Annotated in this window: 15 protein-coding genes; 11 read left to right on the top strand and 4 right to left on the bottom strand. The window is 63.6% G+C overall.

What is annotated here, in order from left to right; genetic code table 11:
- Positions 1-10 precede the first annotated feature (10 nt).
- Both FHS78_RS18505 and FHS78_RS19275 read right to left on the bottom strand, forming a co-directional pair.
- Complete coding sequence (locus FHS78_RS18505; RefSeq protein WP_167095930.1) at positions 11-502, bottom strand: anthrone oxygenase family protein; 492 nt, start codon at positions 500-502, stop codon at positions 11-13.
- Between the two features lie 14 nt (positions 503-516).
- The gene (locus tag FHS78_RS19275) at positions 517-1,335 is read right to left on the bottom strand and encodes a lysozyme inhibitor LprI family protein (RefSeq protein WP_205305389.1); all 819 of its coding nucleotides are present in this window, start codon (positions 1,333-1,335) and stop codon (positions 517-519) included.
- Between the two features lie 161 nt (positions 1,336-1,496).
- Here FHS78_RS19275 and FHS78_RS18495 point away from each other — a divergent pair, with 161 nt between their 5' ends.
- Positions 1,497-2,291 (top strand): SDR family NAD(P)-dependent oxidoreductase, encoded by a 795-nt coding sequence (locus FHS78_RS18495; protein ID WP_167095928.1) that lies wholly within the window; start codon positions 1,497-1,499, stop codon positions 2,289-2,291.
- A gap of 5 nt (positions 2,292-2,296) precedes the next feature.
- Here FHS78_RS18495 and FHS78_RS18490 read toward each other — a convergent pair whose 3' ends face one another.
- Positions 2,297-2,743 (bottom strand): MarR family winged helix-turn-helix transcriptional regulator, encoded by a 447-nt coding sequence (locus tag FHS78_RS18490; RefSeq protein ID WP_167095926.1) that lies wholly within the window; start codon positions 2,741-2,743, stop codon positions 2,297-2,299.
- Positions 2,744-2,817: 74 nt separating this feature from the next.
- Here FHS78_RS18490 and FHS78_RS18485 point away from each other — a divergent pair, with 74 nt between their 5' ends.
- Together FHS78_RS18485 and FHS78_RS18480 are read left to right on the top strand one after the other, a co-directional pair.
- On the top strand, positions 2,818-3,537 hold the full coding sequence (locus tag FHS78_RS18485) for a DUF899 domain-containing protein (RefSeq protein WP_167095924.1): 720 nt from the start codon (positions 2,818-2,820) through the stop codon (positions 3,535-3,537).
- Positions 3,538-3,567: 30 nt separating this feature from the next.
- A complete protein-coding gene (locus FHS78_RS18480) occupies positions 3,568-4,335 on the top strand; it encodes a VOC family protein (protein WP_167095922.1) in 768 nt (255 codons plus the stop codon).
- A 51-nt stretch (positions 4,336-4,386) separates the two neighbouring features.
- Here the strand turns inward: FHS78_RS18480 and FHS78_RS18475 are convergent, their stop codons facing one another.
- The gene (locus FHS78_RS18475) at positions 4,387-5,406 is read right to left on the bottom strand and encodes an aspartate-semialdehyde dehydrogenase (protein ID WP_205305388.1); all 1,020 of its coding nucleotides are present in this window, start codon (positions 5,404-5,406) and stop codon (positions 4,387-4,389) included.
- A gap of 217 nt (positions 5,407-5,623) precedes the next feature.
- Here FHS78_RS18475 and FHS78_RS18470 point away from each other — a divergent pair, with 217 nt between their 5' ends.
- The 8 genes from FHS78_RS18470 to der all read left to right on the top strand — a co-directional run bounded on the left by FHS78_RS18470 (position 5,624) and on the right by der (position 13,787).
- Positions 5,624-6,112 carry a tetratricopeptide repeat protein gene (locus FHS78_RS18470; RefSeq protein WP_167095920.1) on the top strand — a complete coding sequence of 163 codons (489 nt, stop codon included), beginning with the start codon at positions 5,624-5,626 and terminating at the stop codon, positions 6,110-6,112.
- Positions 6,109-6,867 carry a hypothetical protein gene (locus FHS78_RS18465; RefSeq protein ID WP_167095918.1) on the top strand — a complete coding sequence of 253 codons (759 nt, stop codon included), beginning with the start codon at positions 6,109-6,111 and terminating at the stop codon, positions 6,865-6,867. Before FHS78_RS18470 ends, FHS78_RS18465 begins: the two co-directional genes overlap by 4 nt.
- Before the next feature lie 116 nt (positions 6,868-6,983).
- Positions 6,984-7,868 (top strand): hypothetical protein, encoded by an 885-nt coding sequence (locus tag FHS78_RS18460; RefSeq protein WP_167095916.1) that lies wholly within the window; start codon positions 6,984-6,986, stop codon positions 7,866-7,868.
- Positions 7,869-7,880: 12 nt separating this feature from the next.
- Positions 7,881-8,798, top strand: a complete 918-nt coding sequence (locus tag FHS78_RS18455) for a hypothetical protein (RefSeq protein WP_167095914.1) — start codon at positions 7,881-7,883, stop codon at positions 8,796-8,798.
- A gap of 298 nt (positions 8,799-9,096) precedes the next feature.
- Positions 9,097-9,921: a 3-methyl-2-oxobutanoate hydroxymethyltransferase gene (gene panB, locus FHS78_RS18450; RefSeq protein ID WP_167095912.1), complete on the top strand. Its 825-nt coding sequence runs from the start codon at positions 9,097-9,099 to the stop codon at positions 9,919-9,921.
- A 214-nt stretch (positions 9,922-10,135) separates the two neighbouring features.
- Entirely contained in the window at positions 10,136-10,894 is a 759-nt protein-coding gene (locus FHS78_RS18445; protein WP_167095910.1) for a tetratricopeptide repeat protein, read from the top strand.
- Positions 10,895-10,919: 25 nt separating this feature from the next.
- A complete protein-coding gene (locus FHS78_RS18440; protein ID WP_167095908.1) occupies positions 10,920-12,299 on the top strand; it encodes a PQQ-like beta-propeller repeat protein in 1,380 nt (459 codons plus the stop codon).
- 60 nt (positions 12,300-12,359) lie between these two features.
- A complete protein-coding gene (der, locus tag FHS78_RS18435) occupies positions 12,360-13,787 on the top strand; it encodes a ribosome biogenesis GTPase Der (protein ID WP_167095906.1) in 1,428 nt (475 codons plus the stop codon).
- Positions 13,788-13,901 lie beyond the last annotated feature (114 nt).

The following is a 13,901-nucleotide window of genomic DNA, read 5'->3' as shown; positions in this document are numbered from 1 at the left end:
CAAGCCTTTCTCAGCTCATCTCCTGCTCGGCGGCGGCAATGGCAAAGGCGATGGCCGCCAGCAGCGAGGTCACGGTGCGCAGATGGTTCCATTTTGTCCAGCGTTGGAGATAGCGCGCCCACACGGCCTCGGCCTCCGGCGAGGCGGCATCGGTCCGCTCCAGCTCGTTGTTGAGCGGCACGTTGAAGACGACGGTGCTGACGAAAGAGGTGACGAAATAGAGAAGCGCACCTGCGAGTGCATAGCCCGAGCGCAGATCGCCCCAGCCGAACCACCACGCGGCGATGAGGAAAAGGCTCAGGATCGCGCTGCCGAAAAAGGCGGGCAGGAAAAGCGAGCGGACGATCACCCGGTTGATGGACTGCATGGCGCCCATGCCGTGTTCGCGCGGGATCTCGGTAAAGGCCTGCATGATGAAGGTCGAGAAGGCGAAATAGATGCCTCCGATGATCCCGCTGCCGATGGCCGCGAGCACCAGGGCTGAAAAGACGATGAACGACATGACGGCGTCTCCTGTCAGTTGCCGGGCGGGTCTTCCTGATAGTCGGTTTCCATGCGGCCATCGCGCCAGGCCAGCATGAGGAGGCATTTCTTTTCGGGAGCAAGGCCCGCGCCGCAGCGCGACCTGTCCACCTCGATGCGGATGACGGCGCCGTCCGGCCCTTCGTCGATGGCGCGGAGCGCGCCGGTCTCGCGGATCGGATGTGCGTAGCCCTTGCCCGACAGCGCGATGTCCATGTCGCAGCCATTGTTGTGGCAGAAGGCCGTCGCCGCGCCCTGGCAGGCGAGGCGGCGCTTCTCGATCAGATAGTCGAGCGTGCCGTCGCCGTCGAAATCCTGCGCGCGGATGGCGGCGGGATGGTCCGCGCCTTCGTCGAGCCTGCCGCCCAGCTTGCGACATTCCGCGCGGGTTGCCGCGACGAGACGGCTCACCGCGACGGGCAGGGTGAAGAACCGGTTGGCTTGCAGGTAACGATAATAGTCCGACGATTGACGGATATTTTCCCGGAGGTTCGCAAGGCGCGTGCGATAAGTGCCCCGCAGGCATTCCACGTCGCCGCCGCAGGCCCTGCGGGTGCGCAGAAAGGCCTGCGCATCCTCGCGGCGCGCATTCAGCGCGCCCATCGCGCCGAGCGGCATCTGCTGATAGGCGGAAAAGAGCGCGCCCATCTCGCTGTCGAGGGAGGACAGATCCGGCGTCCGGCAGACGGCGAGTTCGTCCGGGGTCGTGGCCCTTGCGCAGTCGAAGCTGGCGGCCTCGGCGCCCCGGGGGGCCGATACGAGAAACAGGCTGAAGAGAGAAAAGGCGAAGAGAAAAAACGGGTTCCTGGTCATCCCTGCATCGGATCTTTCATTTTTGTGTCGGGCGGACGTATCGATGTCGCGTGTCGACATTATGCATATTTCATCCGCCCCGGCACGGCCATGCGGTTGATCGGCGGACGATCCCGTCCCATCTCCTTTGGACCCCAGTCAGATTTCGAAGGAGTGCCCTCATGCGGATCGATCTCAGCGGAATGAAGGCCGTCGTCACCGGCTCGACAGGTGGTATCGGTCTCGCCTCGGCAAAAGGGCTAGCTGCCGCCGGGGCCACCGTCGTGGTGAATGGCCGCAAGCCCGACCATGTGGACAAGGCGCTGGCCGGCGTGAAGGAGGCGGTGTCCGGCGCGCAGATCGAAGGGTTCGTCGGCGACCTCGGTTCCGCCGAAGATTGCGGTGCGCTGGTAAGCGCGCATCCCGAATGCGACATCCTCGTCAATAATGTCGGCATTTTCGGGCCGCAGGACTTCTTCGAAACGTCCGACGAGGTGTGGACGAAATTCTTCGAGACGAATGTCATGTCGGGCGTGCGGCTTTCCCGCGCCTATCTGCCGGGCATGCGGGATAAGGATTGGGGGCGCGTGGTATTTCTGTCGTCCGAATCCGGGCTCAATATTCCGGCGGACATGATCCATTACGGCTTCACGAAAACCGCTGTCCTGTCGATTGCGCGCGGACTGGCCAAGCGCATGGCGGGCACGGGCGTTACGGTAAACTCGGTGCTGCCGGGGCCTACTCTTTCCGAGGGTGTGGCAGAAATGCTGAAAAGCGAAACGAACGACCCGAACAAGTCCCTTGAGGAAGTCGGGGTCGATTTCGTGAAGAAGAACCGGCCTTCCTCCATCATCCAGCGCGCAGCACGGGTGGAGGAAGTTGCGAACATGATCGTCTATGCCTGCTCGAAGGAGGCATCCGCGACGACCGGCGCCGCGCTGCGTGTCGATGGCGGGGTCGTCGACAGCATCGCGTGAGGCTGTCAGGACAATGAAAGCAGGTCCGCGCGCAGCCGGTTCGGATCGGAGGGTTCGAGAGATTTCTCGATCTCGTCATGCGCCTTCGTCCAGAGGGGCAGGGCGAGCTTGAGCTTCTGCCGCCCGGCATCCGTCAGGACGAGGCGTCGGCTCCGTTTGTCATTGGGGTCGGGCGACGCCTTGACGAGCCCTTCGCGCTCCAGCGGTTTCAGCGCCGCCGTCAGCGTCGTGCGGTCCATGGCCAGCAGCGAGGCGACCGAACTCATATTCGGCGGCTCCGGCCGGTTGAGCGACATCAGCAGCGAAAACTGACCATTGGTGAGCCCCGCCGGACGCAGCGCTTCGTCGAAGCGGCGCGCCAGCGCCCGCGCCGCCCGCTGCGCATGCAGGCACAGGCAATGATCCTTCACATGGATCGTCGTCGAAAACGGAATGTCGTTCTTTTTTGACATGACACAAATATGTTGATATCAACCTATATAGTCAAGGGCGAATGGGGCGGATCGAAACGATGGAGGAGGCCGTCATGGCGAAGCACAAGGTCGTATCCCGCGATGAATGGTTCGAGGCGCAGAAGGCGTTTCTTGCCCGGGAAAAGGAACTCACCCATTTGCGCGACAGGCTGAACGAAGAACGCCTCGCGCTGCCCTGGGTGAAGGTGGAGGCGGAATATTCCTTCGAAACGCCCGGCGGCCGCAAGACGCTTGCCGATCTCTTCGGCGGACGAAGCCAGCTTCTCGTCTATCATTTCATGCTGGCGCCGGGCTGGGAGGCGGGCTGTACCGGCTGCTCCTTCATGGCGGATCATTTCGACGGCACGCTGCCGCATCTCAACAATCACGATGTGAGCTTCGTCGCGGTGTCGCGGGCGCCGCTGGCCGAAATCGAAACCTACAAGACGCGCATGGGCTGGAAATTCCCGTGGGTCTCCTCAGGCGGGAGCAGCTTCAATTACGATTTCGGCGTGTCCTTCACCCCCGAGGACCTGAAATCCGGCTCGGTCACCTACAATTTCGAGAGCATGTCGAGCGAGGGGCTGGGCGAGGAGCAACCCGGCTTCAGCGCGTTCCAGTTGTCGGAAAACGGAGAGGTCTTCCACACCTACTCCTCGTTTTCGCGCGGGCTGGAAGAGGCGCTCGGCACCTACATGCTTCTCGACCGCGCGCCGAAAGGGCGCAACGAGACGGGTACCATGAGCTGGGTGAAGCGGCACGACGAATATGAAATTGCCCGCGCGGCGGAATAACTGCGAGGCCGGTTGAGGAGTAGTCGAGACATGACGGAACCGAACAGATTTCGATGGTACGAACTGATGACGACCGACAAGGCGGCGGCGGGCGATTTCTACGCCCATGTCGTCGGCTGGACGACGGAGCCCGCCCATGGCGGAGACGGCAGTTACACGCTCTTCCTTGCCGACGGGACCGGCATGGGCGGCATGATGGCATTGCCGGAGGACGCCTGCGACCAGGGCGCGGAGCCCGGCTGGATCGGCTATGTCGCGGTGCCGGATGTGGACGATTATGCGGGCCGCGTGGAACGCGCAGGCGGCGCCGTGCTGCGCGCGCCGGACGACGTGCCGAACATGTTGCGTTTCGCCGTGGTGGCCGATCCGTCCGGCGTGCCCTTCGTCATCTTCAAGGGGACCGGTGGGTCCATGCCCGACGTGCCGCTCAAGGCGCTCGGCCATGCGCATTGGCACGAGCTTTACGGCGGCGAGGTCGAGCCGACTTTCGGTTTCTATTCAGACCTCTTCGGTTGGACGAAGGACGAGGCGATGGATATGGGCGATGGCGGCGTCTATCAGCTTGTCTCCATGGGACGGGGAGAAGCCGAAGGCGCGATGATGAAGGGACAGGAAGGCGGCCCGTCGCCGCGCTGGAACTTCTATTTCCGCGTCGGCGATATCAAATCGGCTATCGAGCGCATCAAGGAGAAGGGCGGTCAGGTGACGATGGGGCCGTATGAAGTGCCGAGCGGCGACTGGATCGTGCAAGGCATGGACCCGCAAGGCGCCGCCTTCTCCCTCGTGGCGCCCAAATAAAAAAAGGCCCCGGCGTGAAACCGGGGCCTTTCGCATTCGGGTGTCCGATACTTACTTCACCAGCAATTCGCCGATCTGCACGGCGTTGAGCGCGGCGCCCTTGAGAAGCTGGTCGCCCGCGACGAAGATCGAGACCGATTTGCCGCTCGGATCGGAAATGTCCTGGCGGATACGGCCGACCAGAATGTCGTCCTCGCCGGAGGCGTCCTTCGGCATGGGGAAATAGTTCTTTTCGCGGTCGTCCACGACCTTCACGCCCGGCGCGGTGGAGAGAATCTCCTTCACCTCGGCAACCGAGATCGGCTTTTCGCATTCGAAGTCGATGGCCTCGCAATGGGCGCGCAGCACCGGCACGCGCACGCAGGTGGCAGTGACGCGGATCTCCGGATCGGCGAAGATCTTCTTCGTCTCCTTCACCATCTTCAACTCTTCTTCGTTGTAGCCGTTCTCCGGGTCGATATCGGAATTGTGGCTGAAGACGTTGAAGGGGTAGGGGTGCGGGATGATCTTCTGCTCGAAAGGCTCGCCCGAAAGATGCGCGCGCGTGGCCTCTTCCAGCTCGTCCATCGCCGCCTGCCCCGCGCCGGACGCGGCCTGATAGGTCGCGGCGATGATGCGCGTGATGCGGTTCTTCTTGTGGATCGGCCAGAGCGGTGTGATCGCGATGATGGTCGAGCAGTTGGGGTTGGCGATGATGCCCTTATGATCCGCCGCCGCTTCCGGATTGATCTCCGGCACGACGAGCGGCACGTCGGGGTCCATGCGGAAGGCCGACGAATTGTCGATCATCACCGCGCCCGCGCGCTTCACCGCCTCGGCGAATTTGCGCGAAATGCCGCCGCCCGCGGAGAAGAACGCGATATCGACGCCCTCAAAGCTCTCCTCGGTCAGCTCCTCGACCGCGATCTCCTCGCCGCGGAATTTCATGGTTTTGCCGGCCGAGCGCGCGGAGGCCAGCAGTTTCAGTTTCGAGACCGGAAAGTTCCGCTCTTCGAGACATTTCAGCATCTCCACGCCGACGGCGCCGGTGGCGCCCGCAATGGCGACGACGGGATTGGAAATCGCGCTCATATCTTCTCTTTCACTCAAATAAGGGAGGCGCCATGCACAGCGTCCGGGGCGCCTGCCGGATCGATGGCGAGCGTATATCAGCGGGGAACGCCCGAAGGCAAGCTGAGGGCGCGCTTGCCTGTTTCCCTCGGGCGGCATCACCGCTAAGTTGCTGCCCGAACGAAGAAGGGACCCGAAGATGCGAGTAGCAGGACCGGTTTTGGCAGGAATGCTTGTTTTGGCAGGGAGCATGGCCGCCGCGCCCGCCCGCGCGGATGCCGTCGACCAGGCGAATTACTGTTTCGTCTATACGCGCGGCGGACAGAACGACAAGGCGATCGACGCCTGCACCAAGGCCATCTCCTCCGGCGATCTGCAGGACGCCGATATCGTCAGTGCACTCATCAATCGCGGGGTAGCCTACAAGGCCGAAGGCCGGCTCGACGCGGCGATCGGCGACTATACGAGGGCGCTGAAGATGGTGCCGCAGGATGCGCTGGTGCTCAGCAACCGGGCCAATGCCTATCTCGGGAAGGGCGATCTCGACGCGGCGGAAGCGGATATCCGCAAATCCCTCGACATCGACCCGGAAGCGGCCGGCGCCTGGTATGTCAGCGGCGAGATCCGGCAGGCGAAGGGCGATCCCGGCGCCCGCAAGGACTATATTCAGGCGCTGGCGCTCGCGCCGGACAACGAAACCTATCGGGCGAAGGTGGCAGGCAAATGAGTGCCCATAAGCTGGACGTCATGGCGACCGTCGTGGAGGCCTATCGCGGCGCCTGGACCCATTTCAGCGACATGTTCCGCCTTATTTGGCTGGCCGGGGCGCTTTACGTGCTGCTCGCCGTCGGGACGGTTTTTCTCGATCCGAAGACGGACACGGCTTTCTTCGTGCTGCTGGAACTCGGCTCGCTCTTTCTCTGGCCGATCGTCGCGGTCACCTGGCATCGCTTCATCCTGCTGGGCGACGAACCGGCGGGGCGGATCCATTTTTCCTTCGGGCGGCGCGAGGCGCGGTTCCTGCTCGTGACGGTCATGCTGTCCCTGTTCATGGTGCCGGGCTTTCTCTGCTTCATGCTGGTTGGCGCGCTGGCGCAGGAGGGGCAGGGCTCGCCGCTGGCCGGCACGATCGCGATTGTCGGCATCGTGCTGCTGGCCGCCGGGTTCTTCTTTTTCGTGCGCCTCTCCCTTCTCCTGCCGGCGGTTGCGGTGGACGAGGGGGTGAATGCCGGCCGCATGCTGGAGCGCACGAAAGGCAATTTCTGGCGGCTTTTCGGTGTGGCGGTCCTGTCGGCGCTGCCCTTCATCGCAGCCCTGGCGCTGTTCGACGCCCTGCCGCTGGCGCTCAAGGCCGTCGGCGCGGCCGTGGTGATGCTGTTCTACGCCATTGTGAGCGTCGCCGTGCTGTCCATCGCCTATCGCGAACTGGCGGGCCCGGCGGGCACCCATGCGCCGGAACCGGAAATCGACGCGACGCTCTAGCGCCTTCGCGCCTGCGTAAAAGGCCTATTTTACGCTGGACGGAGGCTATCCCCATCTAGAATATCGCTTACATGACGCGGCGCGGGGCGCGCCGCGCTTTTCTGGGGGGAGGCCATATGAACAAGCTGCCGGTTATCTCGTCCGTGAGCGAAGTGCTCTCGGGTGTCATTCGCCATTATTTCCAGCTTATCCATGTGGCCTGGCCGGCCATCTTGCTCCTTGTCCTGGCCTTTGGCGGTATCACCTGGGTCTATCTGAGTTCGGGTGTCCTGGATCTCGCCTTTGGCGAGCAGGACCCCGAAAAGGTGAGGGCCGTGACGGAGCGGCTGGGATCCCCCGGCTCCATTGCCGCTTTCGTCGCGGGCGGGCTGGTCGCCATTGTCGCAAGCGCGGTGGCGGCGGTGCGCTGGCATCGCTTCGTTCTGCTGGGCGAGGGCGCCGACGGGCGACTCTCGCAGATCCGTCTGCTGCGGGGCGAGGACGGTTCCTACATCTGGACGTCCATCCGGGTGATACTCGCCTATACCCTCGTCGTCCTGGCATTCGCCGCTCTCTTCATGCTGGCGGGGATGCTTCTCAGGATGCTGGCCGGCGAGGCGGGGGCGGTACACGGCATCGGAAGCGCGATCATCGCGCTGGGCGGCATCGCGCTCTACTTCGTGGCCCTGACGGTCATGTTCCGCCTGATGATCGCTTTACCCGATGCCGCGCTCGGCCGGGGCGGCCGCCTTTTCGAGATGTTCGACAAGACGAAAGGCAATAGCTGGCGTCTGTTCGGCGCATTCCTGCTCCTTCTGCTGATCGCAGGCACGGCGACGGTGATCGGGAGCATTATCGTCGGTCTGCTCGGGGCGCTGGGCATTGCCGGCGCCCTGATCGGCGGCGTTCTTTACATCGGTATCTATCTCTTCTCCCTGATGGTCCAGATCACCATGCTTTCGGTCGCCTATCGCGAGATCATCGGTGTGTCGGGCGAACAGGAAGCGCCCGCCGCCGTCTAGGGAGCGCGCACGATGAACAAGCTGCCGGTCTATGCAACCTTTCGCGAAGTGTATGCGGGCGTGACGCGCCACTATATTCAATTGCTGGGTGCCGCCTGGCCAGCCGTCGCACTCATGGTTGCCATGAGTTTTACGGCGTACGCGTATCAGGAATGGGCTGGTTACAATGATGTGGTTCGGGCGTACTTTAAAAACCCCAATCCAGAGGACTTTAAGAACCTGCAGCGGATATCCCAGACTTCATCAGTGCGGAAGTTGAACTGGGCGAGCTTTGCCGTGACTTTTGTCGCCGGTGCAGTTGCCGCGGTCCGCTGGCATCGTTTCGTCCTTTTGGGTGAAGGTGGGTTTATTGGGCAGAAGACCCTCCGCAGGGTGAGGCGGGAAGACGGGGCCTACATGTGGGCGATGATCAAGCTGGGTTTGGTTGTGGCTCTGTGGACAATTTTCGGAGCCGTTCTTTTTGTCTTCTATGTCGGCCAAACGGGGCTTTCGGAGCATTTGAAAAACAGTGGCCTTGTCTCGTCAGTATTTTCATTGGCTGCCTTTGCAGGCCTTTGCTGGGGGATGGCTCTGATATTGAGAGGGGCGCTCGTCCTGCCTCATGCGGCCATAGGAGAGGGCAGCAGACTGGGAGATGTTTTCGGACGGAGTTCGGGAAACGGCCTGCGCCTGCTGGGGCTGGCGGTCTTGCTGTATCTGCCATTCATGCTGCTGATGGTCGTGGTTCTCCTCGCAAGCGGGGGAAGCCTGTTTCAGCTTTCCGCAGGGCTGACCGTAGATGGGCTGGGCGTGACGTGGATTTTGACTTCGCTGATCGGCACGGCAATCTATTTTTATGCCGTCATGCTTCAGGTCACCATGCTCTCGGTCGCCTATCGCGAGATTGTCGGGCTCCCGGAAGACACGCGCTCGCCCGAGGTAACCGCCTGACACTGTTGTTAGTTTTCGGTCCGGGCGCGGGAGGTCGTTTGCACTTTTCGTGACATTCGGGTAGTTTTCGCCTTGGAAGAAACGCTCGAAAAGCGATGGCTCCCACTCAGATGCCCGTATGTAACGGGTGCGGGAATGGCCAGGGCGCCGGAAGGTCGGCGTCCAGATGAACCGGCATCCGGCCGGTAATCCAATCGAAACGCCATAGGTTGGCGGATGTCCCCGAACGCGCTTCGAGGCATCGGCCGCCATGACATTCCCGACAGGCCGCAAGGCCGCATAGGAGGAGGCGAGCTTCATGTCCGTCCATTCCAAGACGCGCCGTATCACCGTTCCCGAAATCCGCGCCCGCAAGGGTGGCGATCCCATCGTGTCGCTGACGTCCTACCACGCGCATACCGCGCGCTATGTCGACCCTTATGTCGACTTCCTGCTGGTGGGCGACTCGCTGGGCATGGTCATGTACGGCATGGAAACCACGCTTGGCGTCACGCTCGACATGATGATCGCGCATGGCGCCGCCGTGATGCGCGGCACCGAACGCGCGCTGGTGGTCGTGGACATGCCTTTCGGCTCCTATGAGGAGAGCCCGCCCGAAGCCTTCCGCAATGCCGTCCGCATCATCAAGGAAACAGGCTGTGCCGCGGTGAAGATGGAAGGCGGCGCACGCATCGCCGACACCATCCACTACCTCACCGAGCGCGGTATTCCGGTGATGGCCCATATCGGCCTGACGCCGCAAAGCACGAATGTGATGGGGGGCTTCAAGACGCAGGGCCGCGAAGAATCGGAATGGGCCGCCATCGAGGCCGATGCCCAGGCCGTCGCGGATGCCGGCGCCTTCGCCGTGGTTGTGGAGGGCGTCGCCGAGCCGCTGGCCGCCCGCATTACCCGCCAGATCGAGATCCCGACCATCGGCATCGGCGCGTCGCCGGTCTGCGACGGGCAGATTCTGGTGCTGGAGGACATGCTGGGCCTGTCGCCCAAACCGCCGAAATTCGTCCGGGAATTCGCATCTCTGGGCGCCCAGATCGCCGGGGCGGCGGAAGCCTATGCCGATGCCGTGCGCAATCGCAGCTTCCCGGCGCAGGAGCATACCTACGGCATGAAAAAGGCCAAGTAAGCCCCGTTACCAATTCGTCATTTTGCCGAGGCCCGCCCCGTTTGCCATCGTCTCCGGGGCGGGCTATTTTACGCCGCCTGCCAGACCGTTTTCCGGATCGGAGAACGGTCCGATTTATACATGACAGGCAGGTTTTCCCGTTCGGAGTGGGCCATGGGCCGATTCCCCTCCGAACGGGTAAGCCTGCCGGACGGTTTTTCCTCGGAGCAAAGATTTGAGCGATATTTTCCGCGAAGTCGAACAGGACCTTCGCCGCGAACAGGCTTCCAGACTCTGGGAGAAATACGGCCTCTATGTCATCGGCCTTGCCGTGGCGATCGTGGTGGTCGCGGCGGCGACGGTCGGCTGGCGGGAATGGAGCAAATCCGTCAACGAGGCCGCCTCCGCGCGTTATGACGAGGTCGTGGCCGCGGCGCAGAACGAAGAGCCCGCCGAAGCGGCCGAGGCGCTGAAGCTGTTCGCCGACGACAATGCGGGCGGCTATGCGGTGCTGGCGCGCCTGCAGGAAGCGGACAGGCTGATGGAGGCCGGCAAGACCGAAGAGGCCGCCAGGGCGTTCGAGGCCGTCGCCGGCGATTCCGACGCGACGGAGATCCTGCGCGGCATGGCGTCTATCAAGGCCATGCTGCTGACGCTGGACAAGGCCAGCCTGGACGATGTGAAGGCGCGCATGATGCCGCTGGTGGAGGCGCGCTCTCCCTGGGCAAGCAACGCGCATGAGCTGATGGGGCTTGCGGCCTATCGCGCCGGCGACTACCAGTTCGCCAACGAACAGTTTCAGGCCATTCTGGAGAGCCAGAGCATTCCGCCGGGCATGCGCGACCGCGCCCATGTGATGCAGGCGGTCCTCGCGCCCCATCTCGACACGGCGGCGGGCGGTGCGGACGGCACGCAGGACGAAGCCACGGCGCAGACCGGCGGAGACGCGTCTCCCGCCGAAGCGGAGACGACGGATGCGGCAAACGGGAAGTGAGACATCAATGTCGGGGGAGTTACGCATGACCGGAACGCAGCAGCCGGAGAAGAACAGGCATTTTGGGACCGGCACGCTTCGGCTCGGCCTGATGTGCCTCGCCCTGGCCGGGCTTGCGGGCTGCGACACGGTGGGCGATGTGTTCAGCAGCAGCGGCAGCAACGAACCGAAGCTGCAGGGCGAGCGGCTGACCGTGATGGAGCTTGGCGGAAGGCTGGAAGTCGATCCGCTTTCAGCGGACGAGACGGTCGTCCTGCCCCAGCCTTATGACAATGCCGATTGGCCGCAGCCCGGCGGGACGCCGGACAATGCGATGTACCACCTGGCCGCGCCCGGCAATCTGGACGAGATCTGGTCGACCGGCGCCGGTGAAGGCACCACCAGCGACGGCGAGCTCGTGGCCTCGCCCGTCATCGCGGATGGCCGCATCTATGTGCTCGATACCGAAGCCACCGTGCGCGCCTTCTCCACCTCGGACGGCAAGGAGTTGTGGGAAACCGAACTCGTGCCGGAGGAGGAGGACGAGGAAGAAGGCCGGGGCGGTGGCGTCGCCTTCAGCGACGGCAAGCTGTTCGTGACGACCGGCTTCGGCGAGGTGCATGCGCTCGACGCCGCGACCGGCAAGAATGTCTGGTCGAAAAAGATGCGCGAGCCCTTCCGCGCCGCGCCGACGGTGAATGGCGGCCGGGTGTTCGCCATCACCTCCGACAATCAGTTGATCGCGCTGGCCGAGGAGACCGGCACCGTGCTCTGGCGCCATCGCGGTATTGCCGAAAGCGCCGGCATCGTTTCGTCGACGAGCCCCGCCGTGGCCGGGTCGATCGTGGTGGTGCCCTATAGCTCGGGCGAACTCTTCGCAATCCGCGTACAGAACGGCACCCCCGTCTGGAGCGACTCGCTGACCCGGACCGGCAACCTGACCTCGCTCAGCTCGCTGAACGACATTGCGGGCCGCCCCGTCATCGACCGCGACCGCGTTTTCGCGGCCAGCCATTCCGGCCGCATGGTCTCGATCGACCTGCGCACGGGCGAGCGCGTCTGGACCAAGGATATCTCCAGCGTCCAGACCCCCTGGGTCGCAGGCGACTGGGTTTTCATCGTGACGAACGAACAGCAGGTGGCGGCGCTGTCGCGCCGCGACGGCCGTATCCGCTGGATCACCAGCCTGCCGCGTTTCGAGGACCCGGAAGACCGGACGGAACCGATTGCCTGGTCCGGCCCGGTGCTGGCGGGCGACCGCCTCGTGCTGGTCGCCACCAGCGGCGAAGCGGTGTCCCTGTCGCCCTATTCCGGCAAGATCGAAGGCCGGATCGAACTGCCCGCCGGTTCGGCGATCGCACCGGTCGTTGCCGATGGAACGATGTATATTCTCACCGAGGATGCGGAGCTGATCGCCCTGAAATAGGGGCATCGCGATCGGGCACCGCTGGAAATGACTGGCGCCTCCGGAGGGGCCTGACCGCAATTGTCTTTTAAACTCGCCATAGTCGGCCGCCCGAATGTGGGCAAATCGACCCTTTTCAATCGTCTGGTGGGCAAGAAGCTCGCCCTGGTGGACGATACGCCCGGCGTGACGCGCGACCGGCGGGAGGGCGAGGGGCGCATTGCCGACCTCGAATTCACCATCATCGACACCGCTGGGCTGGAGGAGGCGAGCGACGACAGCCTCGAAGCGCGCATGCGCCGCCAGACCGACGCGGCCATCGCCGAGGCCGATGTCTGCCTTTTCCTGATCGATGCGCGCGCCGGCGTGACGCCGCTCGACAGCCGCTTCGCACAGATCCTGCGCCGGGCGCAGACGCCCGTGATCCTCGCTGCGAATAAATGCGAAGGCGGGGGCGGCGAAGCAGGCCGGATGGAAGCCTATGAGCTGGGCATGGGGACGCCGCTCTCCCTTTCCGCCGAGCACGGTCAGGGCCTCGACGAGCTTTACGACGCGCTGCTGCCCTATGCCAATCGCATAGAGGACGACGAAGCCGAACAGGCCATCGCCGAAGCGCTGGCCGAGGGCGAGGCGGAAGAGGGCTTCGATCCCGATACGCCCTATGAGCCGGACCTGGAAGCGCCGCTGCGCATCGCCATGGTGGGACGTCCGAATGTCGGGAAGTCGACGCTCGTCAATCATCTGATCGGCGAGGACCGGATGCTGACCGGGCCTGAGGCCGGGATCACCCGCGACAGCATCGGCATCGAATGGGAATGGCGCGGGCGCCGCGTGAAACTCTTCGATACCGCGGGGATGCGCCGCCGGGCGCGCGTGACGCAGAAGCTGGAAAAGCTTTCCGTGGCCGATACGCTGCGGGCCATCCGCTTTGCCGAAGTGGTGGTGCTGGTGCTCGACGCGACCATGCCTTTCGAACGGCAGGACCTTCACATTGCCGATCTGGTGGAGCAGGAGGGGCGCGCCTTCCTCGTCGCCGTCAACAAATGGGACATGGTCGAAGACCCGCAGGAAAAGCTGCGCGAGCTGAAGGAAGAACTCGAACGCCTCTTGCCGCAGGTGCGCGGCATTCCCATCGTCACGCTCTCGGCGCTGACGGGGCGGGGCACACAGAAGCTCATGCCTGAAATCGAGCGCATGCATAAGCTGTGGAACGCGCGCGTGTCCACGGCGCGGCTCAACCGATGGCTGACCGAGACGGTCTCCCATCACCAGCCGCCCGCCGCCAAGGGGCGCCCGGTGAACCTCAAATATATGTCGCAGGTGAAATCGCGTCCGCCGACCTTTGCCGTATTCTCCAGCCGCGCCGACGAGGTGCCGACCTCCTACAAGCGCTATCTGGTGAACGCCCTGCGCGAGACCTTCAAGCTGCCGGGCGTGCCGATCCGCCTCTTCATGCGCAAGGGGACGAACCCCTATGCGAGCAAGGCCGGCAAGCGGAAGATTCATTAAGTGGGATAAAAGGCAGAAGAGTAAGCGGTGTTCCGGTCACACCCCGCCCATTTCACCGGCTTGTTTTCGGCTTCCAGCGTTTCGCGAGCTTGAGGACTTCGAGACGGAGTTCAT

Origin of the sequence: Parvibaculum indicum (genome assembly GCF_011762095.1) — a bacterium.
Taxonomy (GTDB): Bacteria; Pseudomonadota; Alphaproteobacteria; order Parvibaculales; family Parvibaculaceae; genus Parvibaculum; species Parvibaculum indicum.
The sequence above is the reverse complement of the archived record's forward strand: the minus strand, read 5'-3'. Positions and strand labels throughout refer to the sequence as shown.

What these genes read in the sequence shown, in the direction of transcription:
- FHS78_RS18505 (WP_167095930.1), bottom strand. Translation starts at nt 502, where the DNA reads ATGTCGTTCATCGTCTTTTCAGCCCTGGTGCTCGCGGCCATCGGCAGC.
- FHS78_RS18480 (WP_167095922.1), top strand. Translation starts at nt 3,568, where the DNA reads ATGACGGAACCGAACAGATTTCGATGGTACGAACTGATGACGACCGAC.
- FHS78_RS18490 (WP_167095926.1), bottom strand. Translation starts at nt 2,743, where the DNA reads ATGTCAAAAAAGAACGACATTCCGTTTTCGACGACGATCCATGTGAAG.
- FHS78_RS18440 (WP_167095908.1), top strand. Translation starts at nt 10,920, where the DNA reads ATGACCGGAACGCAGCAGCCGGAGAAGAACAGGCATTTTGGGACCGGC.
- FHS78_RS18460 (WP_167095916.1), top strand. Translation starts at nt 6,984, where the DNA reads ATGAACAAGCTGCCGGTTATCTCGTCCGTGAGCGAAGTGCTCTCGGGT.
- FHS78_RS19275 (WP_205305389.1), bottom strand. Translation starts at nt 1,335, where the DNA reads ATGACCAGGAACCCGTTTTTTCTCTTCGCCTTTTCTCTCTTCAGCCTG.
- FHS78_RS18465 (WP_167095918.1), top strand. Translation starts at nt 6,109, where the DNA reads ATGAGTGCCCATAAGCTGGACGTCATGGCGACCGTCGTGGAGGCCTAT.
- FHS78_RS18475 (WP_205305388.1), bottom strand. Translation starts at nt 5,406, where the DNA reads ATGAGCGCGATTTCCAATCCCGTCGTCGCCATTGCGGGCGCCACCGGC.
- panB (WP_167095912.1), top strand. Translation starts at nt 9,097, where the DNA reads ATGTCCGTCCATTCCAAGACGCGCCGTATCACCGTTCCCGAAATCCGC.
- FHS78_RS18485 (WP_167095924.1), top strand. Translation starts at nt 2,818, where the DNA reads ATGGCGAAGCACAAGGTCGTATCCCGCGATGAATGGTTCGAGGCGCAG.
- FHS78_RS18495 (WP_167095928.1), top strand. Translation starts at nt 1,497, where the DNA reads ATGCGGATCGATCTCAGCGGAATGAAGGCCGTCGTCACCGGCTCGACA.
- FHS78_RS18455 (WP_167095914.1), top strand. Translation starts at nt 7,881, where the DNA reads ATGAACAAGCTGCCGGTCTATGCAACCTTTCGCGAAGTGTATGCGGGC.